We start from the raw sequence: 25,345 nt of genomic DNA, 5'->3' as shown, positions 1-25,345 counted from the left end.
TACTGCTTAGGAGAAGATCATGGGTTTGTTCGATAAACTGAAATCTCTGGTTTCTGATGATAAGAAAGACTCCGGAACTATTGAGATTGTTGCTCCGCTCTCCGGCGAGATCGTCAACATCGAAGACGTGCCGGATGTAGTGTTTGCTGAGAAAATCGTTGGTGATGGCATTGCTATCAAACCAACTGGCAACAAAATGGTTGCTCCAGTTGACGGCACCATCGGTAAAATTTTTGAAACCAACCATGCGTTCTCTATCGAATCTGATAGCGGTATCGAACTGTTCGTTCACTTCGGTATTGACACCGTTGAACTGAAAGGCGAAGGCTTCAAACGTATCGCGGAAGAAGGCCAGCGTGTTAAAGTTGGTGACCCGGTAATTGAATTCGATCTGCCACTGCTGGAAGAAAAAGCCAAGTCTACCCTGACGCCGGTTGTTATCTCCAACATGGACGAAATCAAAGAACTGATCAAACTGTCTGGCAGCGTCACCGTGGGTGAAACCCCGGTTATCCGCATCAAGAAGTAATTCTTGCCGCACAGAAAAATGGCGCCTTCGGGCGCCATTTTTGTTTATGCCGGGAGGATAAGCTCGTCGTAGCCTTTCGACTGGGTATAGAGCATCACGTCAGTTACCCGATCGCCCGCCATGCGAATGGCGTCGGCAACGGTTTTCCCCTCAACAATTCCGCTCACCAGCTCTGAACAGAACAGGTCGCCCGTCCCTTTCAGATCGGTTTCTACGCGCGGATGCGCGCTGACGGTCACGCCTTCATTCGTCACCAGCACCACGTGGATGTTTTCCGGGTCATCGGCGACCGGCGCACTGGTGATCGCCACCCATTTCAGGCTGTCGGAGAGCAGTCCCTGCGCCGCAGCGATGGCGCTTTCCGGCGTACGGCACGGTTTGCCGCTTAACACTTCCAGCTCATAGACGTTTGGCGTAATCCCCTGCGCCAGCGGCAGCAGATGCTCCCGATACGCCTGCGGGATCTCAGGCTTCACGTACATACCGCTGTCGATATCGCCGATAACCGGGTCGACCAGCACCAGCAGGTCAGGATGCTGCGCTTTGACCGCCTTCAGCCACTGCGCCAGCAGGACGATCTGGCTGGCGCTGCCCATATAGCCGGTAGTCACCGCCTTAAGCTCGCGCAGGATCTCGCGTTCTTCCAGCGCCTTCAGATAGCCGCTGAACCACTCGTCGGGGATCACCCCACCATAAAACGTGTCGTAATGCGGCGTGTTGCTGAACAGAACCGTCGGCACGGCGGTGACGTTCAGCCTGTGGGTACGAATATTCGGTACCGCGATGCTGTTCCCCACGCTGCCGTAAACCACCTGCGACTGCACGGCGACAATGTCGGTTTGCTGCGCCCGGGTGTTATCCCGGAATAGAATCATCTCCATGACGCTTAAATCCCCGCCCCCTGCGAATAACTCTCTTCACCAAAGACGCCGGTAGACAGGTAACGATCGCCGCGATCGCAGATAATCGCCACGACAACCGCGCCAGGGTTTTCATTTGCAACGCGGATTGCCCCTGCTACAGCACCACCCGAACTGACCCCACAGAATATGCCTTCACGCACGGCCAGCTCACGCATGGTATTCTCCGCCTCGCGCTGATGAATATCCAGCACCCGATCCACCAGCTGCGCATTAAAGATGCCCGGCATATATTCCGCCGGCCAGCGGCGAATGCCCGGAATGCTGCTCCCCTCTTCCGGCTGCAGGCCAACGATGGTGACGGCTTTTTCCTGCTCGCGCAGAAAACGCGATACCCCGGTAATGGTGCCGGTGGTGCCCATGCTGGAGACAAAATGGGTGATACGCCCGTCGGTCTGCTGCCAGATTTCAGGGCCGGTGGTGGTGTAGTGCGCGTACGGGTTGTCCGGGTTGTTGAACTGATCCAGCAGCTTACCTTCGCCGCGCTCGGCCATCTCCAGCGCTAAGTCGCGTGCGCCTTCCATCCCCTGCTCTTTGGTCACCAGAATCAGCTCTGCCCCGTAGGCACGCATCGCGGCACGGCGCTCCTGGCTCATGTTGTCCGGCATCAGCAGCTTCATGCGGTAGCCTTTCAGCGCCGCAATCATCGCCAGGGCGATACCGGTGTTGCCGCTGGTAGCCTCAATCAGCACGTCTCCTGGCTTAATTTCTCCGCGTTTTTCGGCCTGGACAATCATCGACAGCGCCGCACGGTCTTTTACCGATCCCGCCGGGTTATTGCCTTCGAGTTTGACCCAGATTTCGCTGCCGTTGTTCGGCCCCATGCGCTGAAGTTTGACCAGAGGAGTGTCGCCGATGGTGTGTTCGAGTGTATTCACGATTTTTGCTCAATAAAAAGCCCGGTAAGCATTACGCCACCGGGCGAAAAACATACGCATTAACCTATCAGGCTGACTCCGCCAGAGCAATATCCTCGCGCGTCTCAATACGCTCCTTCCCGTGATAAATACGGGCATGCTGCAGCCCGACAAACAGACGCTCGCCCCGGTGCGGCGGCACGTCGTCGCGCATGACCACGGTCAGCGGCTCGGTATACCAGCCCAGCGGCTGTACCACCAATTGGGTGTAGTGACCTTTAGGGCTAGCTTCCAGGACCTGCACCGGCAGCGGTGAATCCAGGCTGGTTCGGCGACTCACGTCCACTTCCCACGGACGCAGGAACAGATCGACCGGCCCCTGATGCGCGGAGGTATAGCCCAGCGGCCAGCGATGCGCGCCAACGTGGAACTGGCCGCCGCGAATGATGCCCTGCAGACGGTTCACTTCGCCCATAAACTCCAGCACGAAGCGGGTCGCCGGTTCACGCCACAGCTGTTCAGGCTCGTCAACCTGCTCAATGTTGCCCTGGCTCATGACCACCACGCGATCCGCGACTTCCATCGCCTCTTCCTGGTCGTGGGTCACGAAGACGCTGGTGAATTTCAGCTCCTCATGCAGCTGACGCAGCCAGCGACGCAGCTCTTTACGCACCTGCGCATCCAGCGCGCCGAAGGGCTCATCCAGCAGCAGAATTTGCGGCTCAACGGCCAGCGCGCGCGCCAGCGCCACACGCTGTTTCTGCCCGCCGGAAAGCTGGGCCGGGAAACGATCCGCAAGGTGAGCCAGCTGCACCATCTCCAGCAGTTTTGTCACTTTCGCTTTAATGGTTGCCGCATCCGGGCGCTCGCGACGCGGCAGCACGGTCAGGCCAAACGCGATGTTGTCGAACACGGTCATGTGGCGGAACAGCGCGTAATGCTGGAATACAAAACCTACTTTACGATCGCGGGCGTGCAGGCGGCTCACGTCGATGCCGTGGAAGCGGATGTGCCCGCTGGTCTGATGCTCAAGCCCGGCGATAATACGCAGCAGCGTGGTTTTGCCCGAGCCGGACGGCCCCAGCAGCGCCACCATTTGTCCGGAAGGGATATCCAGCGAGATATCATTCAGCACCAGGGTGCGACCAAAAGACTTCTTAATATTGGCAATCTCAATGCTCATGATTTCCCTCCTGATGCTGACGTTTTTCCTGATTTTCTAAACGCCACTGCACCACACTCTTCAAAAACAGGGTCAAAATGGCCATCAGCGTCAGCAACGCTGCGGCAGTAAACGAGCCGATGGTGTTGTAGTCCTGCTGCAGCAGCTCAATCTGGAGCGGCAGCGACAGGGTTTCACCCCGGATGGAGCCGGAGACGACGGACACGGCACCAAACTCACCAATCGCACGGGCGTTGGTCAGCACCACGCCGTAAAGCAGCGCCCAGCGAATATTCGGCAGCGTCACGCGACGGAACATCTGCCAGCCTGACGCGCCCAGTAGTACCGCCGCTTCGTCTTCGTTGCTCCCCTGGCTTAACATCACCGGCACCAGCTCACGCACCACAAACGGACAGGTCACGAAGATGGTGACCAGCACCATGCCCGGCCAGGCGAACATGATTTGCAAGTTGTGCTCATCCAGCCAGCCGCCCAGCGGACCGTTGGAGCCGTAAAAGAGCAGGTACACGAGACCCGCCACCACCGGCGATACGGCGAAAGGAATATCCAGCAGGGTCAGCAGCAGCTGACGTCCCGGGAAGTTAAAGCGCGTCACCAGCCACGCCAACAGGGTCCCGAACACGAGGTTCACCGGCACGGTGATCAGCGCAATCAGCACGGTCAGCCAGATGGCATGCAGCATATCCGGGTTCGCCAGGTTTTCCAGCGCGGGCATCAGGCCCTTGCTGAACGCCTGAACGAAGATATAGATCGTCGGCACGACGAGAATGAGGGTGGAAACCAGTACGCCCGCCCCAATCAGAAACCATTTACCCCAGTTGATGCGGGGTGCATCGTATCGCTTCAATTGCGTAACTTCCGCCATCAGTGACCTACCACACGTCGACCAAAGCGACTTTGCAGAGTGTTAATCGAGTACAGCAGCAGCAGCGAGGCCGCAAGGATCACCGAAGCAATCGCGCTCGCCGCCGGATAATCAAACTCCTGCAAACGGATGAAAATCATCAGCGAGGTGACTTCTGTTTTCCAGGCGATGTTCCCGGCGATAAAAATCACCGCGCCGAACTCACCGAGGCTGCGGGTAAACGACAGCGCGACACCCGCCATCAGCGCCGGAGAGAGCTCCGGCAAAACCACCTTACGGAAGCTCTGCCAGCGCGTGGCGCCCAGCGTTTCCGCCGCTTCTTCGTATTCCGGACCTAACTCTTCCAGCACTGGCTGCACGGTACGGACCACAAACGGGATGCTGGTAAATGCCATCGCCACCGCGATACCGAGCCAGGTGTAGGTCACTTTGATGTCGAATTTCGCCAGCCACTCGCCGTACAGCCCGTTCACGGAGAAAAGCGACGCGAGGGTTAAGCCCGCCACCGCCGTCGGCAGCGCAAACGGCAGATCCATCAGGGCGTCAAGCAGCGTGCGGCCCGGGAAGCGATAGCGGGTTAAAATCCACGCCATCAGCAGGCCAAACACGCCGTTAAAAATGGAGGCGACAAACGCCGACAGCAGCGTCACCTTATATGCCGCCACCACCTGCGGGTTGGTGATCACGTCCCAGTACTGCGCCCAGCTCATCTGAGCAAGCTGCATCACCAGCGCGCTGAGCGGCAACAGCAGGATCAGGCAGACGAACAGCAGGCTTGTCCCGAGGCTTAAGGTAAAGCCCGGCAGCACGCGTTTTGTCGAGACTGCAAACATTACTTACGCCCCGCCGCCAGCAGTTTGTCTAACTCACCGCCGCTGGCAAAATGCGTTTTCATCACGTCAGGCCAGGAGCCGAAATGATCTTCCACGCGGAACAAATCGGTCTGCGGGAATTTATCTTTCAGCTTGTTCATTACGTCCGGGTTATTCACGCGGTAGTAGTAATCGGTAATGATGGTCTGCGCCTGCGGGCTGTACAGGTAGTTGAGATAGGCTTTTGCCGCTTTCTCGGTACCGTTCGCCTGCACGTTTTTATCCACCCACGCCACCGGGAACTCGGCCAGGATGTTGGTTTTCGGGATAACGACCTCGAAGCCCTGCGCTTCGTACTGTTTGCGGATGTTGTTCACTTCCGACTCGAAGCTGATCAGCACATCGCCGAGACCGCGCTCCGCGAAGGTCGTTGTCGCCCCGCGGCCGCCGGTATCAAACACTTCGACGTTTTTCAGGAACTGGGTCATAAACTGCTCGGTTTTGGCTTTATCATTACCGTCAGCCTTGTCCGCCGCGCCCCACGCGGCTAAATAGGTGTAGCGCGCGTTACCGGAGGTTTTCGGGTTCGGGAAAATCAGCTTCACGTCGGAACGCACCAGGTCGCTCCAGTCGTGGATATTCTTCGGGTTGCCCTTACGCACCAGGAAGCCCATGGTGGAATAGAATGGGGAGCTGTTGTTCGGAAGGCGGCTCTGCCAGTCGGCCGGGATCAGCTTGCCTTTATCGTGCAGGATCTGCACGTCAGTGACCTGGTTGTAGGTCACCACATCCGCTTTCAGGCCCTGCAAAATCGCCAGCGCCTGCTTGGACGAGCCGGCGTGGGACTGCTTGATGGTCAGCTTGTCGCCGTTATTGTCTTTTGCCCACTGCTGTTCGAACGGTGGATTAAGGGCGGCAAACAGCTCGCGGGAAACGTCATACGAACTGTTTAACAGTTCAGTCGCCTGCGCCTGGGCAACCAGCAGTAAACCTGCCAGCGCCAGAGTTCCTTTTTTCAGTACAGTAACGGCCATTGCGCACCCTTATAAATGTGATGACTATCTTATAGTCATAATATTTATAACGGGGATGAAAGGAGTAACGGTTTTATATACCGTTTGGTGATTTAGAAGCAGAAAAGGGAATAAGGGTGCGGAGAAAATTGCCGGGTGGCGCTAACGCTTACCCGGCCTACGTATAGAGAGCGGTTTTACAGCCCCAGCAGACGCTCAACGGACGGCGCGAAGTAGTAGCCGCCGGTCACCGGTTTGGTGAAGCGCAGCATGGCGTCGCGCTTGCCGTCGGTATCGCCGAACATGCTCAGCAGCTGCTGCTCAATGTTATACAGGCGCGCGCAGTAGGCGCAGAAGTAGAGGCCGTGCGTGCCGCTTGCGGTACCGTACGGCAGGCTCTGGCGGACAATCTTCAGCCCTTTGCCGTCCTCTTTGAGGTCAACGCGGGTCAGGTGAGAGGTCACAGGGCGATCGTCGCCGTCGATCTCTTCGTTGGCTTCTTTAGTGCGGCCAATCATCATCTCCTGATCGTGCACGCTCATGCGGTTAAGCTGCTTGAGGTTGTGCTCCCAGCGCTGCACGAACACGTAGCTGCCGCCCGCGTCCACGCCGTCTTTAATCACCGCCACGTCGCGACGAACCTCTTCACCCGCCGGGTTTTCCGTCCCGTCGACGAAGCCGCTCAGATCGCGCTCTTCCACCCAGCGGAAACCGTGAACCTCTTCCTGCACCTCAATGCTGTCGCCAAAGGCCGCTACCGCCGCCTGGGCAACGGAGAAGTTCACGTCGTGACGCAGGGAGAGAATGTGGATCAGCACGTCGTACTGGGTTGCCGGAGCCAGACCTTTGCCGTAAGGGATGAAGTCTTTCAGCTCTTCCGCCCCTTCACCACCGCTCAGCTGACGCCAGACGTTATTGCCAAAGGCGACAACGGCGCCGAGGTGAGCTTCCGGGAATTTGGCCTGGAAGGTAGCCAGCTTATCAACAAACGCTTTACTGGCCGCACGCAGGGCATCCACATCCCCTTTAACATTGGCTTCAATCCAAATCGCCGCGCGGCAATGTTCTGGCAAAATGCCACTCTGAACCTGAGACATCGCTCCTCCTGAAATAAAGATGCCACGTCAGCGTGGCATTGATGGCGGGTATTATACCCGGATTTCAGCGAGGCGGTTTGTTCAGGCGCAAATTACTGCTTCCAGAGTATTTTGCTCACTTTCCAGCTCTTGAGCGTGTCGTCGGACGGCATCAGACCTTCCGGGCCGCTCCAGGTTCCGGTGAAGACATAGCTGATATGCTGGCTGCCCTCAGCCTTACATTCCACCGCGACCTTGTCGTCAGACGGCAGGCTGGCGCAGTTGCCAAAGGCCTGCTTATAAAGGTCGCTGAACGGCGTACCCACCTTCACACCGCTCGCCGTCGGAATATCTTCATCCATCACAGCGATACGGTTTACGGTGCCTTTGTCACCGTTAATCACCAGCGCCAGCTTGTCGCCCTTCAGCGCTTCGTAATAGCGAACAATATTGCCATTCTCCGTTTTCATGCCGCTGCGCAGGCGGTAATCGCCGCTGAGCGCATCCTGAATGGCGTCCTGATCCAGCGCCGTCGCGGCGGTAATTTTCCCCACGCCCTGCTCGGTCACTTCCGTTGATGAGCCAAACCAGTTCCACGGATACGCGGCGGACCAGTTAATGGAGGAGAGCGTCGAACAGCCGGTCAACGCCAGCGGGAGGGCGCATAAGAGTAAACGCAGCGATTTCATTGAAACGTCCTTTCTTGTTAAATCAACGCTTGTTGGAGTGCGACATCGGCAAAAAGTGCCGGATTAATCATCCTGATGAGCAAAACAGGCGCGAAGACGTGGGTTGGTCAGCAGCCACAGCAGCGCCACGATATCGGCAACCACCAGCGCAACGCCGGTGCCCGTCAGCGGTTCACCGTACCACCAGAGTACCGGCTGCCAGAAGAGCAGCGCAATCTGGGCGAGGATCAGCAGCCAGCGAAGCGCGCGCCAAAAACGGGGGATCGCCTGCCGTCGTCCGCTGCACAAAAAAGCGACCACCGCCGGTACGCCCGGCAGTAAACCGAGCCAGAAGGCGTCGTGGTCGGGATAAAAGAGATTCAGCAATGTGTCGCCCTGCCCGCGCGACGCGGCGGCCATCACAAACAGCACCCAGGTTCGGGCCTGGAGCAGCAGAACGCACCAGAATAAAAAGGGCAGCCTGACGCGGCCCTGCGCGTCATAGTCTGCCGGATGGATCTCAGTACTCTTCATCTTCGATCAGACGCTTTCCTAAACTCAGCACGTCGGAATGCTCGTAGCCCAGACGCTCATACATGCCCAGCACCACGTCGTTATCTTCCCGCACCATGATCTGGATTTTCGGGCAGCCGCGGGCGATCAGCTTCTTCTCGAGCCGGTTCAGCAGCGCATTGGCGATGCCGCGGCCACGGTATTCCGGGTGGACGCCCAGATAATAGGCCGAGCCGCGGTGGCCGTCGTAACCGCCCATTACCGTTCCCACAACCGCGCCATTGACTTCCGCGACCAGAAACAGACTGACGTCGTGATTCACCTTACGTTCGATATCCATTTCCGGATCGTTCCACGGACGCAGCAGATCGCAGCGCTCCCAAAGGGTGATCACCTCTTCGAAATCTTCCTGGCGAAAAACGCGTATCTCCATGGTATTAACCGCCTTTTCGGGTTTAAAAACAGTGATTATGGCGCGAAGCTCGCCTTTCGCCAATAACCGGGGAAAATCTCGCCAAAATTTGGCATAATGTCACTTTGTCACGTATTGAAATGAAAAGTAAAACAATTCTCAACATGGACTGTCGTAACGGGAAACACGATACGATATAACACCAGGACCCCATTTTTTAGTATTCAGGCCGCATGAGCACATTCAAACCATTAAAAGCACTCACATCGCGTCGTCAGGTTCTCAAAGCGGGGCTGGCGGCCTTAACGTTAACGGGCATCGCAAAGCAGGCTCAGGCGAAAGACGAGAGCACGCTCAAAACCAGTAACGGACACAGCAAACCGAAAACCAAAAAGCCGGGCGCGAAGCGTCTGGTAATGCTCGACCCGGGCCACGGCGGTATTGATACCGGCGCTATCGGCAAAAACGGGTCGAAAGAAAAACACGTCGTGCTGGCAATTGCAAAAAACGTGCGCGCAATTTTACGCAGCAACGGCATTGACGCCCGTCTGACGCGCTCTGGCGACACCTTTATTCCGCTGTATGACCGCGTTGAGATCGCCCACCAGCACGGTGCGGATCTGTTTATGTCGATTCACGCCGACGGCTTTACCAACCCTTCTGCGGCCGGTGCCTCGGTGTTTGCACTCTCTAACCGTGGCGCCAGTAGCGCCATGGCAAAATACCTTTCCGACCGCGAAAACCGGGCGGATGAAGTCGCCGGGAAGAAAGCCACCGACAAAGATCATCTGCTGCAGCAGGTGCTGTTCGACCTCGTGCAGACGGATACGATTAAAAACAGCCTGACGCTCGGCTCGCATATCCTCAAGCGGATTAAGCCGGTGCACCGCCTGCACAGCAAAAGCACCGAGCAGGCGGCGTTCGTGGTGCTGAAATCACCGTCCATCCCGTCCGTGCTGGTGGAAACTTCCTTCATTACCAACCCGGAAGAGGAGCGGCTCCTCGGCACCACGGCGTTTCGTCAGAAGATCGCCAACGCCATCGCCTCCGGCATTATCAGTTACTTCAACTGGTTCGATAACCAAAAAGCGCACTCCAGGAAACGTTGATGAAACCCGATGCTCAACTGGTCAAAACCTTCCTGCTGCAGCTGCAGGATGAGATCTGCCAGAAACTGGCTGCCGCAGACGGCGGTGAATTTCAGGAAGATACCTGGCAGCGCGAGGCCGGAGGCGGCGGGCGCAGCCGCGTGCTGCGAAACGGCGGCATCTTCGAACAGGCGGGCGTGAATTTTTCCCACGTTCACGGCGACGCCATGCCCACCTCTGCGACGGCACATCGTCCTGAACTCGCGGGCCGCAGCTTCGAAGCGATGGGCGTCTCGCTGGTGGTGCACCCGCACAACCCGTTCGTGCCCACCAGCCACGCCAACGTGCGCTTTTTCATTGCGGAAAAACCGGGCGCCGACCCGGTCTGGTGGTTCGGTGGCGGTTTCGATTTAACGCCCTACTACGGCTTCGAAGAGGATGCCGTGCACTGGCACACCACCGCGCGGGACCTTTGTCTGCCGTTTGGTGAAGACGTCTACCCGAAATTCAAAAAGTGGTGCGACGACTACTTTTACCTGAAGCACCGCGACGAGCAGCGCGGCATCGGCGGGCTGTTCTTTGACGATCTCAACACCCCTGATTTTGATACCGCATTCAGCTTTATGCGAGCGGTGGGCGAAGGGTATACCGACGCCTATCTGCCGATTGTCGAGCGTCGTAAAAATACCGACTACGGCGTGCGCGAGCGCGAGTTCCAGCTTTACCGCCGCGGGCGCTACGTGGAGTTCAACCTGGTGTGGGACCGCGGGACGCTGTTCGGTCTGCAGACCGGCGGGCGCACGGAGTCGATTCTGATGTCGATGCCGCCGCTGGTGCGCTGGGAGTACTGCTACGAACCAAAAGAAGGCAGCCCGGAGGCTGCCTTGCGTGAGTTTATTCAGGTTCGGGACTGGGTGTAGCCCCTCTCCCTTTGGGAGAGGGTTAGGGTGAGGGTAAAAATTACAGCGGCTGCGTCTGCGCCTCAACCACCGCCAGCGCCACCATATTCACGATACGACGCACAGAGGCAATCGGCGTTAACACGTGCACCGGTTTCGCCACGCCCATCAGTACCGGCCCTACGGTCACCCCTTCAGAGCTGGAGACGCGCAGCAGGTTGTAGCTGATACGCGCCGCTTCCACGTTTGGCATAATCAGTATGTTGGCCGATCCCTTCAGCGGGCTGTCCGGCATACGTTCGTTACGGATGCTTTCCACCAGCGCGGCATCGCCGTGCATTTCCCCGTCAATCATCAGCTCCGGCGCACGCTCGCGCACCAGCTCCAGCGTCTGACGCATTTTGCAGGCCGCCGCGGATTTAGACGAACCAAAGTTAGAGTGCGACAGCAGCGCCACCTTCGGCTCGATACCAAAGCGACGCACGGTCTCGGCGGCCATCACCGTGATTTCCGCCAGCTCGTCCGGGGTCGGATCGTCGTTAACGTAAGTATCCGCAATAAAGGTGTTGCCGCTTGGCAGCAGCAGCGCGTTCATCGCCCCGGCGGTATGGACGCCGTCGCGATAGCCGAAGATCTCCTGCACCACGCTAAAGTGCTCGTGGTAATCGCCGATTGTGCCGCAGATCAGCGCGTCCGCCTCGCCGCGATGCACCATGATCGCGCCGATCACCGTCGTGTTGCTGATCACCGCTTTCTGCGCCTGCTCCTGGGTGATCCCCCGGCGCTTCATGATCGCGTAGTATTCGCTCCAGTACTCTTTGAAGCGCGGATCGGATTCGTTGTTAACGATCTCGAAGTCGACGCCCGGCTTAATCTGCAGGCCCAGCTTCTGGATACGCATTTCAATCACGCTCGGACGACCAATCAGGATCGGTTTCGCCAGGCCTAAGGTGATCAGCTCCTGGGTGGCGTGCAGCACGCGCGCCTCTTCCCCTTCCGCCAGCACCACGCGCTTCGCGTCGGCGCGGGCCTGGGAGAAGATGGGCTTCATGAAGAGGTTCGTTTTATAGACGAACTCGGTGAGCTTATCGACGTAAGCGTCGAAATCGTGAATCGGACGCGTCGCCACGCCGGAGTCCATCGCCGCTTTGGCAACGGCTGGCGCAATTTTAACAATCAGACGCGGGTCGAACGGTTTTGGAATGATGTAGTCCGGGCCGAAGCTCAGATCCTGATCGCCGTAGGCAGAGGCAACCACTTCGCTCTGCTCGGCGTGCGCCAACTCCGCGATGGCGTGAACGGCGGCAAGCTTCATCTCTTCGTTGATCGCCGTTGCGCCAACGTCCAGCGCGCCGCGGAAGATGAACGGGAAGCAGAGCACGTTGTTGACCTGGTTCGGGTAGTCCGAACGACCGGTACAGATGATGGCGTCTTCACGCACCGCTTTCGCCAGCGGCGGCAGGATTTCCGGCTCAGGGTTCGCCAGGGCCAGGATCATTGGCGCACGCGCCATCTTCTTCACCATCTCCTGGGTCAGCACTTTCGGACCGGAGCAGCCGAGGAAGATATCCGCGCCGTCGATCACGTCGTCCAGGGTGCGTTTACCGTCGTCGTCGACCGCGTACGCCGCTTTGGTTTCCGCCATGTTCGGCTCGCGGTCTTTATAGATAACGCCTTTGGAGTCGCAGACCACAATGTTGTGTTTCTGCATACCCAGCGCCACCAGCAGGTTCATACAGGCAATCGCCGCCGCGCCCGCGCCGGAGACCACCATGCGCACGTCGGAGAGATTTTTCTCTACCACGCGCAGGCCGTTAAGAATCGCGGCGGTGCTGATAATCGCGGTGCCGTGCTGGTCATCGTGGAACACGGGAATGTTCATACGCTCGCGCAGCTTCTGCTCGATATAGAAACATTCCGGCGCTTTGATGTCTTCCAGGTTGATCCCGCCAAAGGTCGGCTCCAGCGCGGCCACCACGTTGATGAATTTGTCAGGATCGAGTTCATCCACCTCGATATCGAACACGTCGATACCGGCGAATTTCTTGAACAGTACCCCCTTCCCTTCCATCACCGGCTTACCGGCCAGCGCGCCGATATTGCCCAGCCCCAGCACCGCCGTGCCGTTAGAGATCACGGCGACAAGATTACCGCGCGCGGTGTATTTGTAGGCCGCCAGCGGGTCTTTTTCTATTTCCAGACACGGTGCAGCCACGCCCGGCGAATAGGCCAGCGCCAGATCGCGCTGGGTTGCCAGCGGCTTGGTTGGGGAGACCTGGATTTTGCCCGGGACAGGGAACTCGTGAAAATCGAGGGCACTCTGTTTCAACTGATCGTCCATCTTGTTATTCCTTTTACGTATCGGTCAGATAGTATCGCCGCAGGACAGCGCATAAACTTTGAAGGCTGCCAAACTCTCACCATCACACATTAAAAATTGTTATCAATTTATAACAGCCATGTTACCCGTCTCAAAAGCAATGCCTCCCCCGTCTGCTATGCTTTTTTGTTAAGTCCATCATGATTTTCTCAGAAGTGTGAACTAACGCACTCATCTAACTCTTTTATTTCCAAGGAGTAATCATTTATGAACCAGCTAGACGGCATCAAACAATTCACTACGGTGGTGGCAGACAGCGGCGATATCGAGTCGATTCGCCACTATCAGCCGGAGGACGCGACCACTAACCCTTCGCTACTGCTCAAAGCGGCAGGGCTTGCCCATTTTAGTCATCTGATTGATGACGCTATTGCCTACGGTAAACAGCGCGGGAAAACGCAGGAGCAGCAGGTTGCCGAAGCCAGCGACAAGCTGGCGGTTAATTTTGGTGCGGAAATTCTTAAAAGCATCCCGGGCCGCGTCTCGACCGAAGTCGACGCCCGCCTCTCGTTCGATAAAGAAAAGAGCATAAACAAGGCGCGTCGCCTGGTGGAACTCTACGAGGAACAGGGGATCGATAAATCACGCATTCTGATCAAACTCGCCTCTACCTGGGAAGGCATCCGCGCGGCGGAGGTACTGGAAAAAGAGGGCATTCACTGCAACCTGACGCTGCTGTTTTCGTTTGCCCAGGCGCGCGCCTGCGCTGAAGCGGGCGTGTTCCTCGTCTCGCCGTTTGTCGGGCGCATCTACGACTGGTATCAGGCGAAACAGCCGATGGATCCGTACGTAGTGGATGAGGATCCGGGCGTGAAATCGGTCCGTAATATCTACGACTACTACAAACAGCACCGCTACGAAACCATCGTCATGGGGGCCAGCTTCCGCCGTACCGAGCAGATCCTCGCCCTGGCAGGCTGCGACCGTCTGACCATCTCCCCTAACCTGCTCCAGGAGCTACAGGACAAAGAAGAAACGGTGATCCGCAAGCTGGTGCCAACCTCCACCGTTCTGCCGAAACCGAAAGCCATGACCGAAGCGGAGTTCCGCTGGGAGCACAATCAGGACGCGATGGCCGTTGAAAAACTGGCGGACGGCATCCGCCAGTTCGCCGTCGACCAGCGCAAACTTGAAGATCTTCTCGCCGCCAAACTTTAACCTTGCCACGGAGTGAACTATGTCCCGTAAAGAGCTAGCCAATGCCATTCGCGCCCTCAGCATGGATGCCGTGCAAAAAGCCAATTCCGGCCACCCCGGCGCGCCGATGGGCATGGCTGATATTGCCGAAGTGCTGTGGAACGACTTTCTGAAGCACAACCCCAATGACCCTACCTGGTACGATCGCGACCGCTTTATTCTTTCCAACGGTCACGCATCGATGCTGCTCTACAGCCTGCTGCATCTTTCCGGCTACGACCTGCCGCTTGAGGAGCTAAAAAACTTCCGCCAGCTGCACTCCAAAACGCCGGGCCACCCGGAGATCGGCTATACGCCGGGCGTGGAAACGACAACCGGGCCGCTCGGTCAGGGGCTGGCCAATGCGGTCGGGCTGGCAATTGCCGAACGCACGCTGGCGGCGCAGTTTAACCAGCCGGACCACGAGATTGTCGACCACTACACCTACGTGTTTATGGGTGACGGCTGCCTGATGGAGGGGATCTCGCACGAGGTCTGCTCCCTGGCGGGCACGCTGGGACTCGGCAAGCTGATCGGGTTTTACGATCACAACGGCATCTCCATTGACGGGGAAACCGAAGGCTGGTTTACCGACGACACGGCAAAACGCTTCGAAGCCTACCACTGGCACGTGGTGCATGAGATCGACGGCCATGACCCTGAAGCGGTGAAAAAAGCGATTCAGGAAGCGCAGAGCGTGAAGGATAAACCGTCCCTGATTATCTGCCGCACGGTGATCGGCTTCGGCTCGCCGAACAAGGCGGGCAAAGAAGAGGCGCACGGCGCGGCGCTGGGCGAGGAAGAAGTGGCGCTGACCCGGCAGAAGCTGGGGTGGAAACATCCACCGTTTGAGATCCCAAAAGAGATCTACAGAGCCTGGGATGCCCGTGAGGAGGGCGAAAAGGCCCAGCAGTCCTGGAACGAGAAGTTTGCCGCCTACAAAAAAGCGCACCCGGATCTCGCCGCCGAGTTTTCCCGCCGCATGAGCGGCGGTCTGCCGGAGGACTGGGACGATAAAACCCAGGCGCTGATTGAAAACCTGCAGTCCAACCCGGCGAAAATCGCCACCCGCAAGGCGTCGCAAAATACCCTGAACGCAATCGGCCCTCTCCTGCCTGAACTGCTCGGCGGCTCGGCGGATCTGGCGCCCAGCAACCTGACCATCTGGTCGGGCTCAAAATCGCTGAAAGAGGACATCGCCGGGAACTACATCCACTACGGCGTGCGCGAGTTCGGGATGACCGCCATTGCCAACGGCATCGCCCATCACGGCGGGTTTGTGCCGTACACCGCCACCTTCCTGATGTTCGTCGAGTACGCCCGTAACGCGGCGCGCATGGCGGCGCTGATGAAGGCGCGGCAGATTATGGTCTATACCCACGACTCCATCGGTCTGGGGGAAGACGGGCCTACGCACCAGGCGGTGGAACAGCTGGCGAGCCTGCGCTTAACGCCGAACTTCAGCACCTGGCGTCCGTGCGATCAGGTCGAAGCGGCGGTGGGCTGGAAGCTGGCGGTAGAACGCCACAATGGCCCAACGGCACTGATTCTGTCACGCCAGAACCTGGCGCAGATTGAGCGAACCCCGGAGCAGGTGAAGAACATCGCCCGCGGCGGCTACATCCTGAAGGACAGCGGCGGCAAGCCGGACGTGATCCTGATTGCGACCGGTTCAGAGGTGGAAATCACGGTGAAAGCGGCGGAGAAACTGACTGCCGAAGGACACGCGGTTCGGGTCGTATCCCTGCCCTCCACGGATATCTTTGACGCCCAGGACGAGGCGTACCGGGAATCGGTCCTGCCGTCCAGCGTCGCGGCTCGCGTGGCGGTGGAAGCCGGTATTGCCGACTACTGGTACAAATATGTCGGGCTCAAAGGGGCGATTGTCGGCATGCGGGGCTACGGTGAATCCGCCCCTGCCGACAAGCTGTTCCCGTACTTCGGCTTTACCGTTGAGAACGTGGTTGAGAAGGCGCTGAGCGTGCTGTAGTGCTTTACCGCGTGATCCACAGCGTGGGCCAGGCATCTGGCCCATTCCAGTTGTCGCAGCTGGGCTCCTCGGCGTAACGCACCAGGCGGAAACGCTGGCCGTCAAAACGCCAGCGCGTCTGTATTCCGCAATCGCCCAAACCGCGCCCCAGCGCGAGCGTTGTCAGCTCGCGCGTCTTTTCATCGAAGCTTGCATTCATCAACTCCATTTCGCTCCCGTCGTCTGACGGCGTAAACGGCAGGCGCAGCCTGACGCTGCGTGCGGTGAACGGTTTTTTACGCGATACCAGCCACGCCAGATCGACCGTGTTATAGGCCCCCGCCTCGCAGCTGACGATCAGCAGCGCTTTATCATCGGTTAACGCGGTGACGCGCACTTCGCGACGGTTAGGATCCAGCGAGCACTGGCTGGTGTTCATCCGCCCGGTGCCATAGTCCAGCAGGTCGTTCAGTTCGGCGTGGGAGAGCGGCGTCGGGGTCGGGTTAACGACCGCCACCTTTTTTAGGGCAGGAGCAGGCGGAACGCTTAACGGCGGATCGTCACCTTTCTTGATCCATGCTGTTTCGCTACCAACGCGCTTTTGCTGCGCATCAATGAACAGCAGCGCGGCTTTCAGACCGCTCAGCGAAATAACCTGCTTACCGCCGCGCAGGGTCAGGGCCTTCCCTTCCTGGATGTTTTTCAGAAAGGCGGTGATGGTGGCCGCATCGTCCGTTTTCAGATGCCAGGGCGTGAGCTGCCAGCGCTGTTTGTCCAGCTTCAGGGGAACGTTATCCAGCAGCAGCCGGGTAGCAATCTCTGGCTCTTTGACCGGGGGCGCATCAAGACCGCCAAGATCGATACGCAGCGTGGCGTCCGTTTTCGCCCCGGCACTACGGGTGAGCGTCATGACCAGACCACGGTGTTCACCCGTGTTGCGTGCGAGGCAAAAATTCTGGTTATTGCAGGTTACCTGCCAGTCGGAGAAGGCTTGCTGGGCAGGTGCAGCCCGCACCTGCGGCGCGAGGAGCACACAAAACAGGTAAAATAAAAAGACGCTGTAGCGCATGAATGACACAATCCCGGAACGAAAACGCTTAACTGGGCAGTATCTTCGTGTTCCCGCCGGGGTTGCTCAATCGGATTTATCAGATATACCCGAAAAACAGGCTATATCCGTTCGAAAGTGGTGTTCATCAGCCCGGTTGTCTGTAAATACTGCAGTAATATCACCGCTTTACCATCCCTGATTTCGCCTGAACGCATCATCTCCAGCGCCCGGGTAAAGGGAAGCTCCAGCACTTCGATATCTTCATCCTCCACGCCACCGCCGCGGTGAGTGCGCTGCGCGTCGCTGTATTCCGCGATGAAGAAATGCACAATTTCCGTTACGCCGCCCGGCGACATAAAGAGCTCGAAGACCTTTTTGACCTCGCCCACTTCGAAGCCGGTCTCTTCCACGGCCTCTTTGCGGATACAAACTTCCGGCTCATCATCATCGAGCAGGCCCGCGCAGGTTTCAATCAGACGTCCGTCAGGGTTGCCATTAACCCATGTCGCCACCCTGAACTGACGGATCAGCACCACGCTCTGCTTTTCACGGTTATAGAGCAGAATGGTTGCCCCGTTGCCGCGGTCGTAGACCTCGCGTTTGTGGCGGATCACCTCACCGTTGTTACGCGTAAGGTCATAGGTGATGTTACGCAGGACAAAGTAGTTTTCAGAGAGAATTTTGTCTTTGATAACGTCAATTTTCAGGGTCATACGGGCTCCACAACACAATGAGTCGTCCTATACTACGCCGTGAATCCCGCTTTGTCGCCCGCCGGATTAATGATGTTTTGGCGCGTTAACCCCAAGCCAGTCGAGTATCCCCTGCGCCGCATGACGCCCTTCCGCCATTGCGGTCACCACCAGATCCGCGCCGCGTACCGCATCGCCCCCGGCGAAGATCTGTGGGTTGGTCGTCTGGTAACGGTAGCGGCTCTCGACCGAAGCAACGATCCGCCCCCGGTCATCCGTTTCGACACCCTGCGCCTCAAGCCACGGCATCGCGTGCGGGTTAAAACCAAACGCCATGATGACCGCATCAGCGGCCATCACGAACTCGCTGCCCGCTACCGGAACGGGCCGACGCCGTCCCTGCGCGTCCGGCTCTCCGAGCTCGGTACGCAGCATCCGGATACCGTTGACCTTTCCGTCGGGATCCAGCGTCAGCTCGACCGGCTGAACGTTAAATTCAAACCCCGCGCCCTCTTCTCTGGCGTTCTTCACCTCTTTCTTCGAGCCCGGCATATTGGCCTCATCCCGACGATAGGCGCAGGTTACCTTCGCCGCGCCGTGGCGTAACGCGGTGCGGACGCAGTCCATCGCGGTATCGCCCCCGCCAAGCACCACCACGTTTAAACCACGGGTGTCGATGAACGGTTCGCTGGCCGTCGACCCCAGCCCCATAACATGGCGCGTGTTACCCACCAGGAAAGGCAGCGCGTCGTAGACCCCAGGCGCGTCTTCATGTGGGATACCCGCCTTCATCGAGCGATAGGTTCCCACGCCAATAAAGAGGGCGTCGTAATCGTTCTTTAACTGAGACATCGACACGTCCTGGCCCACCTCGCAGTTCAGCTCGAAGCGGATCCCCATCGCGGTAAATATCTCTCTGCGCCGCGCGAGCAGCGATTTGTCCAGCTTAAATGCCGGGATGCCAAAGGTCAGCAATCCGCCAATTTCCGGATGCCGGTCATAGACCGTCACGCTCGCGCCGCTGCGCGCCAGCACGTCGGCGCACGCCAGCCCGGCGGGCCCCGCGCCGACGATCGCGACTCTTTTACCTGACGGCGTGACGGCGGACATATCCGGCCGCCAGCCCATCGCCAGCGCCCGATCGGAGATATAGCGCTCGATGTTACCGATGGTCACAGATTCCACCTCGTCACGTATTGTGCAGGCGCCTTCGCATAATCGATCCTGCGGACAGACGCGGCCGGTAATTTCAGGTAAACAGTTGGTCTGATGAGAAAGCTCGACCGCGCCGGCGATATCCCCCGCGTTGAGGCGCTCGATCCACTGCGGGATGTGGTTATGCAGCGGGCAGGTCCATTCGCAAATGCTGTGCTCGCCGCACTTCAGGCAGCGCGACGCCTCGCGGGCGGCCTGCTCGGCCCGGAACGGCAGGTAAATTTCGTTAAAATGGCCCACGCGTGCGGCGGCAGCCAGCTTGTCGGGCTCGCCGCGTGGCGGGGTTGTTTGCATCTGCTGCAGTTTGGTGCGCGAAGCGTCTTCTCTGACAGCTTCCGCATGCCAGGGCTGCGCTTCCAGGCTGGCCGTGCGCTGGCGGCGCGATTTCGCCAGAGTATCAAGGACAGCAGGCGTCGCCAGTGAGAGGACATCTGCCGGGCAATTTTCGATACAGGCCGGGCCTTGTGGCCGCGTCAGGCAGAGATCGCATTTATTCGCCGAGGCCTTCACGCCGCCGCTGTCGAGCGGGGTGACGATAATCTCCATCGTGCCAAACGGGCAGGCCACCACGCAGGCCTTACAGCCGATGCATTTTTGTTGATTCACCTGTACGCTGTCATCGCATTTGCTGATGGCGCCGTTCGGACAGCTTTGCGCGCAGGGCGCGTTTTCACAGTGATGGCAGGTGACGGGGCTACTCTTCTCGCCGGTTTTCAGGACCATAATACGGGGATGAAAATGGCGCTCGCTCAGGACGTGCTGCTCATCGTTGTGCGCCATCACGCAGGCCACTTCGCAGGCGCGACACCCGATGCACTGCTGGCTGTTAGCCATAATAAAACGATTCATAACCACACCTGTTTTTGGTTCAATAACCTTATTCTTTGTATGAATATGGTATTTACGCATCACGGCGCGATCGGGCAATGTTCAACTGCCCGGAATGCCGAATTATTTACAGTGAACCTGTAGCAGATCAATTTTATTCAGAGAGCCGTTCTGTGACCGTCAAACGACCCGTTTCCGGAAGCCTTGCCTGGGCTTTCTTTTCGATAATTGCCTTATCCGTGCTGACCAGCACCGTCGCGCTGCTGACGCTTGCCAGCAGCCAGCGTGACGCCGAAGCCATTAATATCGCGGGTTCGCTGCGCATGCAGAGCTATCGTCTGGGCTACGAGATGCAGCGCAACAGCCCTTCCCTTGCCGCGCATCGCGACAGCTGGCAACAGACGCTGAACGCGCCTGCCCTGCAGAAGCTGAACCGCTGGTACGTCCCGGACGATGTAAAAGCGCGCTACCAGCAGCTGCACGTGGCGTGGCTGGAAATGGATGCGCGCATCGCCCGCGGCGACAGCGCGTGGTATCAAACCCACATTGAGGATTTTGTCGGCCGCATTGATGCCTTTGTGCTCGCCCTTCAGCACTACACCGAACATAAAATTCAGACGGTGACCCTGCTCTCGCTGGCGGGCGCCCTCGGGATCCTGCTGCTAACGCTGTTTACCCTGCGACGCATCCGTCGCCAGGTGGTGTTGCCGCTTAACAATCTGGTGGCGGCCAGCGAACGGGTTGAGCGTGGCGAATTTACAACCCCGGCGCCGGATACCGCCCTGCCGAACGAGCTGGGCCAACTCTCCCGCGCCTTCAACCACATGTCCGCCGAACTGGCTACGCTCTACCGTTCGCTCGAAGCCTCGGTCGCGGAAAAGACGCGGCATTTGCATGAAGCCCACCAGCAGCTCGACATGCTGTTCAAATGCTCTCAGGCGCTGAATACCGGCCAGATAGACAGCCACTGCTTTCGGCATATCCTGCAGATTGTCCATGACTATACGCAGATGAATTATCTCGAACTGCGCACCAGCGACGACTGGCGGCTGTCTGAAGGGACGGAGTCACATGGCATTCCTCTGCAGCACCTGCCGGTACTGATGCAGGACACCCTTTATGGCGAGCTGCGCTGGCAAAGCGAGACGGACAGCGTTCCCCTTCCGCTGATGAGAAGCGTGGCGACCATGCTCGGGCGCGGGCTGTACTTTAACCAGGCGCAAAAACATTACCAGCAGCTGCTGCTGATGGAAGAGCGCGCCACCATTGCACGCGAACTGCACGATTCGCTTGCGCAGGTCCTGTCATATCTGCGCATTCAGCTTGCGCTGCTCAAACGCGCAGTGCCCGAGGAAAATATCCCGGCGCAGACCATCATCACCGACTTCTCCCGCGAGCTGAACAATGCCTGGCAGCAGCTTCGCGAGCTGCTCACCACCTTCCGCCTGACGCTGAACCACGCAAACTTACCCGCGGCGCTGCAGGAGTCTCTCGACGTCCTGCAGAGCCAGACGCAGGCGAAGCTGCACCTTGACTGCCGCCTCTCCTCGCTGGCGCTGGACGCGCAAAAGCAGGTGCATCTGTTGCAGATCGTGCGTGAGGCCGTGCTGAACGCCATTAAGCACGCGCAGGCCAGCGAGATCACCGTAAGCTGCGTGACCGCACCGGACGGTACGCACAGCGTCAGCATTCGTGACAACGGCATCGGGATTGGCGAAGCCAGCGAGCCGCCGGGACATTACGGCCTGAACATTATGCGCGAACGCGCGCAACGGCTCGGCGGGATGCTGCACTTCTCGCAGCCGCAAAACGGCGGCACGCTGGTCAGCGTGACGTTCCCGGCGCCCGCGCCGCTAACGGGTAAATAACGGTAAAGGAGGACGCGCAGGAAAAAGCGCATGATAATTTACATTATCTCCTTTATTTCTCCACGTTTGACCTGGGCCTTACCGCTAAAGTTATGCGGGCAATAAACAATAATGACGTGCAGCAAAACGAGGTCACTCTTTCATGGCGAATTTTTTCATCGATCGCCCCATTTTTGCCTGGGTGCTTGCCATCCTGTTGTGTCTTACAGGTGTCCTGGCGATTACTTCACTTCCTGTTGAGCAATACCCCGATCTGGCACCGCCTAACGTGCGCGTAACAGCAAACTACCCCGGCGCTTCCGCACAAACGCTGGAAAACACCGTGACGCAGGTTATCGAGCAGAACATGACGGGTCTGGATAACCTGATGTACATGTCCTCGCAAAGTAGCGCCACGGGTCAGGCGACGGTTACCCTGAGCTTTAAGGCGGGCACCGACCCGGACGAAGCTGTACAGCAGGTGCAAAACCAGCTGCAGTCGGCCATGCGCAAGCTGCCCCAGGCGGTGCAGAATCAGGGCGTGACCGTGCGTAAAACCGGTGATACAAACATTTTGACCATCGCGTTTGTCTCGACCGATGGCTCGATGGATAAACAGGACATCGCGGACTACGTCGCCAGTAATATTCAGGATCCCATCAGCCGGATTAACGGCGTCGGGGATATCGACGCCTACGGCTCACAATACTCCATGCGCATCTGGCTCGATCCCAACAAGCTCAACAGCTACCAGATGACGGCAACCGACGTGACGGATGCCATAAAGGCCCAGAACGCCCAGATTGCCGTGGGGCAACTGGGGGGAACGCCTTCCGTTGATAAGCAAGCCCTGAACGCCACCATTAATTCGCAATCCCTGCTGCAGACGCCGGACCAGTTCCGCAACATCACCCTGCGCGTGAATCAGGACGGGTCGGAAGTGCGTCTGGGCGATGTCGCCACTGTGGAAATGGGGGCGGAAAAATATGACTACCTGAGCCGCTTTAACGGCAATCAGGCCTCCGGTCTGGGGATTAAACTGGCCTCCGGCGCGAACGAAATGGCGACGGCGAAACTGGTGTTAGACCGTCTGGACGAGCTTTCACAGTATTTCCCGCACGGGCTGGAGTACAAAGTCGCCTATGAAACCACCTCCTTCGTTAAAGCGTCGATCGAGGACGTGGTGAAGACCCTGCTGGAAGCCATCGCGCTGGTATTCCTGGTGATGTACCTGTTCCTGCAAAACTTCCGCGCGACCCTGATCCCAACCATTGCCGTCCCGGTGGTGCTGCTGGGGACCTTTGCGGTGCTTTACGCGTTCGGGTACAGCATTAATACCCTGACGATGTTTGCGATGGTGCTGGCGATTGGCCTTCTGGTGGATGATGCCATCGTGGTGGTTGAAAACGTCGAGCGCATCATGAGCGAAGAAGGACTCTCGCCGCGCCAGGCGACGCGCAAGTCCATGGGGCAAATTCAGGGGGCGCTGGTCGGTATTGCGATGGTGCTGTCGGCGGTCTTTATCCCGATGGCCTTTTTTGGCGGCACAACCGGGGCGATTTACCGCCAGTTCTCAATAACCATCGTCTCGGCGATGGTGCTCTCCGTGCTGGTGGCGCTGATCCTCACCCCCGCGCTGTGCGCCACTATTCTGAAACCGCTGCACAAAGGGGAGCATCACGGGCAAAAAGGGTTCTTCGGCTGGTTTAACCGGATGTTCAACCGCAATGCCGCGCGGTATGAATCTGCCGTCGGTGGCGTGCTCCATCGCAGCCTGCGCTGGATGATGATTTACGTTGTGCTGCTGGGCGGCATGGTCTGGCTGTTTATGCATCTCCCCACCTCGTTCCTGCCGATGGAAGACCGGGGCATGTTCACCACCTCGGTGCAGCTCCCGAGCGGCGCAACGCAGCAGCAGACGCTGAAAGTGGTCCAGAAAGTGGAGCAGTATTTCTTTACTAAAGAGAAAGATAACGTTGTGTCGGTCTTCTCTACCGTCGGCTCCGGGCCGGGCGGAAACGGGCAGAACGTCGCCCGCATGTTTGTCCGCCTGAAGGACTGGGACGAGCGCGATACCCGAACGGGAACGTCATTTGCCATCATTGAGCGTGCGACCAAAGCCTTTGCGCATATTAAAGAGGCGCGCGTCTTCGCCAGCAGCCCGCCGGCGATAAGCGGGCTGGGCAGTTCCGCCGGGTTTGATATGGAGCTCCAGGATCACGCCGGCGCGGGCCACACGGCGCTGATGGCGGCACGCGATAAGCTGTTAGCGCTGGCAGGCAACGATCCCGGCCTGACCCGCGTTCGCCATAACGGTCTGGATGACAGCCCGCAGCTTCAGGTGGATATCGATCAGCGTAAGGCGCAGGCGCTGGGCGTCTCGATCAACGATATCAACGACACCCTGCAAACGGCGTGGGGCTCGAGCTATGTGAATGACTTTATGGATCGCGGCCGCGTGAAAAAAGTGTATGTCCAGTCCGCCGCGCCGTTCCGCATGCTGCCGGATGATATTAACCGCTGGTTTGTCAGGAATAACGCTGGCGGCATGGTGCCGTTCTCTGCCTTTGCGACATCGCACTGGGAGAGCGGATCGCCACGCCTGGAGCGCTATAACGGCTATTCTGCGGTTGAAATCGTCGGGGAAGCCGCGCCGGGCGTCAGCACCGGTACCGCCATGGACACCATGGAAAAACTGGTTCAACAGCTGCCCGCCGGTTTTGGTCTGGAGTGGACGGCAATGTCCTACCAGGAGCGTCTCTCCGGGGCGCAGGCCCCGGCCCTTTACGCGCTCTCGCTGCTGGTGGTCTTCCTCTGCCTTGCAGCACTGTATGAGAGCTGGTCGGTCCCGTTCTCGGTCATGCTGGTCGTGCCCCTTGGGGTTATCGGTGCGCTGCTCGCGACCTGGATGCGCGGCCTCGAGAACGATGTTTACTTCCAGGTGGGCCTGCTCACCGTCATTGGGCTATCGGCGAAAAACGCCATTCTGATCGTTGAGTTTGCCAACGAGATGAATGCTAAAGGCCATGAACTGATGGCCGCCACGCTGCACGCCTGCCGTCAGCGCCTGCGTCCGATCCTGATGACGTCGCTGGCGTTTATTTTTGGTGTGCTGCCGATGGCAACCAGTACGGGCGCAGGCTCCAGCAGCCAGCATGCCGTCGGCACAGGGGTCATGGGCGGCATGATTTCGGCCACCATTCTGGCCATTTACTTCGTTCCGCTGTTCTTTGTGCTGGTGCGTCGCCGCTTCCCGCTAAAGGAACGGGCTGAGTAAGTGATTGAAATAAAAAAAGGCGGCTTTATCGGCCGCCTTTTTATTGCGTGATTAATTCACACTATGGTTATTTTA

The 25,345-nt window shown here is 58.4% G+C and carries 21 protein-coding genes; 7 read left to right on the top strand and 14 right to left on the bottom strand.

Translation table 11 applies throughout. The annotated features are described in order from the left end of the window. Window positions 1-19 precede the first annotated feature (19 nt). A complete protein-coding gene (gene crr / locus ACOTZB_RS12290) occupies window positions 20-529 on the top strand; it encodes a PTS glucose transporter subunit IIA (protein WP_003861316.1) in 510 nt (169 codons plus the stop codon). A gap of 44 nt (window positions 530-573) precedes the next feature. Here crr and pdxK read toward each other — a convergent pair whose 3' ends face one another. From pdxK to ACOTZB_RS12240, 10 genes are all read right to left on the bottom strand, one after another. Then, a complete protein-coding gene (gene pdxK / locus ACOTZB_RS12285; protein ID WP_023332955.1) occupies window positions 574-1,410 on the bottom strand; it encodes a pyridoxine/pyridoxal/pyridoxamine kinase in 837 nt (278 codons plus the stop codon). A 5-nt stretch (window positions 1,411-1,415) separates the two neighbouring features. Beyond that, window positions 1,416-2,327 (bottom strand): cysteine synthase CysM, encoded by a 912-nt coding sequence (gene cysM, locus ACOTZB_RS12280; RefSeq protein WP_421627250.1) that lies wholly within the window; start codon window positions 2,325-2,327, stop codon window positions 1,416-1,418. 67 nt (window positions 2,328-2,394) lie between these two features. After that, the gene (gene cysA / locus ACOTZB_RS12275) at window positions 2,395-3,489 is read right to left on the bottom strand and encodes a sulfate/thiosulfate ABC transporter ATP-binding protein CysA (protein ID WP_421627249.1); all 1,095 of its coding nucleotides are present in this window, start codon (window positions 3,487-3,489) and stop codon (window positions 2,395-2,397) included. Next, window positions 3,479-4,354, bottom strand: a complete 876-nt coding sequence (cysW, locus tag ACOTZB_RS12270) for a sulfate/thiosulfate ABC transporter permease CysW (RefSeq protein WP_421627248.1) — start codon at window positions 4,352-4,354, stop codon at window positions 3,479-3,481. The genes cysA and cysW overlap by 11 nt, the downstream gene beginning before the upstream one ends. Continuing rightward, window positions 4,354-5,187 (bottom strand): sulfate/thiosulfate ABC transporter permease CysT, encoded by an 834-nt coding sequence (cysT, locus tag ACOTZB_RS12265; RefSeq protein WP_008501609.1) that lies wholly within the window; start codon window positions 5,185-5,187, stop codon window positions 4,354-4,356. The genes cysW and cysT overlap by 1 nt, the downstream gene beginning before the upstream one ends. Further along, entirely contained in the window at window positions 5,187-6,200 is a 1,014-nt protein-coding gene (locus tag ACOTZB_RS12260) for a sulfate ABC transporter substrate-binding protein (protein WP_047652632.1), read from the bottom strand. The genes cysT and ACOTZB_RS12260 overlap by 1 nt, the downstream gene beginning before the upstream one ends. Window positions 6,201-6,376: 176 nt before the next feature. Next, window positions 6,377-7,276 carry a Dyp-type peroxidase gene (locus ACOTZB_RS12255; RefSeq protein WP_193805947.1) on the bottom strand — a complete coding sequence of 300 codons (900 nt, stop codon included), beginning with the start codon at window positions 7,274-7,276 and terminating at the stop codon, window positions 6,377-6,379. 92 nt (window positions 7,277-7,368) lie between these two features. After that, window positions 7,369-7,944 (bottom strand): RpoE-regulated lipoprotein, encoded by a 576-nt coding sequence (locus ACOTZB_RS12250; RefSeq protein WP_193805945.1) that lies wholly within the window; start codon window positions 7,942-7,944, stop codon window positions 7,369-7,371. 63 nt (window positions 7,945-8,007) lie between these two features. Further along, window positions 8,008-8,457, bottom strand: a complete 450-nt coding sequence (locus ACOTZB_RS12245) for a DUF2919 domain-containing protein (RefSeq protein WP_421627247.1) — start codon at window positions 8,455-8,457, stop codon at window positions 8,008-8,010. Then, window positions 8,444-8,869, bottom strand: a complete 426-nt coding sequence (locus ACOTZB_RS12240; RefSeq protein WP_421627246.1) for a GNAT family acetyltransferase — start codon at window positions 8,867-8,869, stop codon at window positions 8,444-8,446. The genes ACOTZB_RS12245 and ACOTZB_RS12240 overlap by 14 nt, the downstream gene beginning before the upstream one ends. A gap of 212 nt (window positions 8,870-9,081) precedes the next feature. Here ACOTZB_RS12240 and amiA point away from each other — a divergent pair, with 212 nt between their 5' ends. Further along, the gene (amiA, locus tag ACOTZB_RS12235) at window positions 9,082-9,957 is read left to right on the top strand and encodes an N-acetylmuramoyl-L-alanine amidase AmiA (RefSeq protein WP_047652635.1); all 876 of its coding nucleotides are present in this window, start codon (window positions 9,082-9,084) and stop codon (window positions 9,955-9,957) included. Beyond that, window positions 9,957-10,856, top strand: coding sequence for an oxygen-dependent coproporphyrinogen oxidase (hemF, locus tag ACOTZB_RS12230; RefSeq protein ID WP_421627245.1), 900 nt, complete (start codon window positions 9,957-9,959; stop codon window positions 10,854-10,856). Before amiA ends, hemF begins: the two co-directional genes overlap by 1 nt. Window positions 10,857-10,896: 40 nt before the next feature. Here the strand turns inward: hemF and maeB are convergent, their stop codons facing one another. Next, the gene (maeB, locus tag ACOTZB_RS12225) at window positions 10,897-13,176 is read right to left on the bottom strand and encodes an NADP-dependent oxaloacetate-decarboxylating malate dehydrogenase (RefSeq protein ID WP_126329918.1); all 2,280 of its coding nucleotides are present in this window, start codon (window positions 13,174-13,176) and stop codon (window positions 10,897-10,899) included. A 246-nt stretch (window positions 13,177-13,422) separates the two neighbouring features. Between maeB and tal the strand changes: the two genes are divergently transcribed. Both tal and tkt read left to right on the top strand, forming a co-directional pair. After that, a complete protein-coding gene (gene tal, locus ACOTZB_RS12220; protein WP_047652638.1) occupies window positions 13,423-14,373 on the top strand; it encodes a transaldolase in 951 nt (316 codons plus the stop codon). Window positions 14,374-14,392: 19 nt separating this feature from the next. After that, window positions 14,393-16,381, top strand: coding sequence for a transketolase (tkt, locus tag ACOTZB_RS12215; protein WP_421627244.1), 1,989 nt, complete (start codon window positions 14,393-14,395; stop codon window positions 16,379-16,381). A 4-nt stretch (window positions 16,382-16,385) separates the two neighbouring features. Here tkt and ACOTZB_RS12210 read toward each other — a convergent pair whose 3' ends face one another. The 3 genes from ACOTZB_RS12210 to aegA form a co-directional block, all read right to left on the bottom strand. Next, window positions 16,386-17,429, bottom strand: a complete 1,044-nt coding sequence (locus ACOTZB_RS12210; protein ID WP_421627243.1) for a DUF1176 domain-containing protein — start codon at window positions 17,427-17,429, stop codon at window positions 16,386-16,388. A 101-nt stretch (window positions 17,430-17,530) separates the two neighbouring features. Then, window positions 17,531-18,124: a GDP-mannose pyrophosphatase NudK gene (gene nudK / locus ACOTZB_RS12205; protein ID WP_182071346.1), complete on the bottom strand. Its 594-nt coding sequence runs from the start codon at window positions 18,122-18,124 to the stop codon at window positions 17,531-17,533. A gap of 66 nt (window positions 18,125-18,190) precedes the next feature. After that, complete coding sequence (gene aegA, locus ACOTZB_RS12200; RefSeq protein ID WP_421627242.1) at window positions 18,191-20,167, bottom strand: formate-dependent uric acid utilization protein AegA; 1,977 nt, start codon at window positions 20,165-20,167, stop codon at window positions 18,191-18,193. Between the two features lie 152 nt (window positions 20,168-20,319). On the opposite strand from aegA, the gene narQ reads away from it, so the two are divergent. Then, a complete protein-coding gene (gene narQ / locus ACOTZB_RS12195; RefSeq protein WP_421627241.1) occupies window positions 20,320-22,014 on the top strand; it encodes a nitrate/nitrite two-component system sensor histidine kinase NarQ in 1,695 nt (564 codons plus the stop codon). Window positions 22,015-22,156: 142 nt separating this feature from the next. Continuing rightward, window positions 22,157-25,270, top strand: a complete 3,114-nt coding sequence (gene acrD / locus ACOTZB_RS12190; protein WP_421627240.1) for a multidrug efflux RND transporter permease AcrD — start codon at window positions 22,157-22,159, stop codon at window positions 25,268-25,270. Window positions 25,271-25,345 lie beyond the last annotated feature (75 nt).

This window comes from Enterobacter cloacae complex sp. SHL020 (assembly GCF_049236945.1).
Taxonomy (GTDB): Bacteria; Pseudomonadota; Gammaproteobacteria; order Enterobacterales; family Enterobacteriaceae; genus Enterobacter; species Enterobacter dykesii.
Note: the sequence above shows the minus strand (reverse complement) of the source record. Positions and strands in the feature narration are given on the sequence as shown.

Excerpts from the sequence above, each read along its gene's own strand:
- ACOTZB_RS12245 (WP_421627247.1), bottom strand. The coding sequence starts at position 8,457 with ATGAAGAGTACTGAGATCCATCCGGCAGACTATGACGCGCAGGGCCGC.
- aegA (WP_421627242.1), bottom strand. The coding sequence starts at position 20,167 with ATGAATCGTTTTATTATGGCTAACAGCCAGCAGTGCATCGGGTGTCGC.
- cysW (WP_421627248.1), bottom strand. The coding sequence starts at position 4,354 with ATGGCGGAAGTTACGCAATTGAAGCGATACGATGCACCCCGCATCAAC.
- ACOTZB_RS12255 (WP_193805947.1), bottom strand. The coding sequence starts at position 7,276 with ATGTCTCAGGTTCAGAGTGGCATTTTGCCAGAACATTGCCGCGCGGCG.
- cysT (WP_008501609.1), bottom strand. The coding sequence starts at position 5,187 with ATGTTTGCAGTCTCGACAAAACGCGTGCTGCCGGGCTTTACCTTAAGC.
- tal (WP_047652638.1), top strand. The coding sequence starts at position 13,423 with ATGAACCAGCTAGACGGCATCAAACAATTCACTACGGTGGTGGCAGAC.
- amiA (WP_047652635.1), top strand. The coding sequence starts at position 9,082 with ATGAGCACATTCAAACCATTAAAAGCACTCACATCGCGTCGTCAGGTT.
- tkt (WP_421627244.1), top strand. The coding sequence starts at position 14,393 with ATGTCCCGTAAAGAGCTAGCCAATGCCATTCGCGCCCTCAGCATGGAT.
- hemF (WP_421627245.1), top strand. The coding sequence starts at position 9,957 with ATGAAACCCGATGCTCAACTGGTCAAAACCTTCCTGCTGCAGCTGCAG.
- ACOTZB_RS12250 (WP_193805945.1), bottom strand. The coding sequence starts at position 7,944 with ATGAAATCGCTGCGTTTACTCTTATGCGCCCTCCCGCTGGCGTTGACC.
- ACOTZB_RS12210 (WP_421627243.1), bottom strand. The coding sequence starts at position 17,429 with ATGCGCTACAGCGTCTTTTTATTTTACCTGTTTTGTGTGCTCCTCGCG.
- ACOTZB_RS12260 (WP_047652632.1), bottom strand. The coding sequence starts at position 6,200 with ATGGCCGTTACTGTACTGAAAAAAGGAACTCTGGCGCTGGCAGGTTTA.
- acrD (WP_421627240.1), top strand. The coding sequence starts at position 22,157 with ATGGCGAATTTTTTCATCGATCGCCCCATTTTTGCCTGGGTGCTTGCC.
- pdxK (WP_023332955.1), bottom strand. The coding sequence starts at position 1,410 with ATGGAGATGATTCTATTCCGGGATAACACCCGGGCGCAGCAAACCGAC.
- crr (WP_003861316.1), top strand. The coding sequence starts at position 20 with ATGGGTTTGTTCGATAAACTGAAATCTCTGGTTTCTGATGATAAGAAA.
- cysA (WP_421627249.1), bottom strand. The coding sequence starts at position 3,489 with ATGAGCATTGAGATTGCCAATATTAAGAAGTCTTTTGGTCGCACCCTG.
- nudK (WP_182071346.1), bottom strand. The coding sequence starts at position 18,124 with ATGACCCTGAAAATTGACGTTATCAAAGACAAAATTCTCTCTGAAAAC.
- ACOTZB_RS12240 (WP_421627246.1), bottom strand. The coding sequence starts at position 8,869 with ATGGAGATACGCGTTTTTCGCCAGGAAGATTTCGAAGAGGTGATCACC.
- maeB (WP_126329918.1), bottom strand. The coding sequence starts at position 13,176 with ATGGACGATCAGTTGAAACAGAGTGCCCTCGATTTTCACGAGTTCCCT.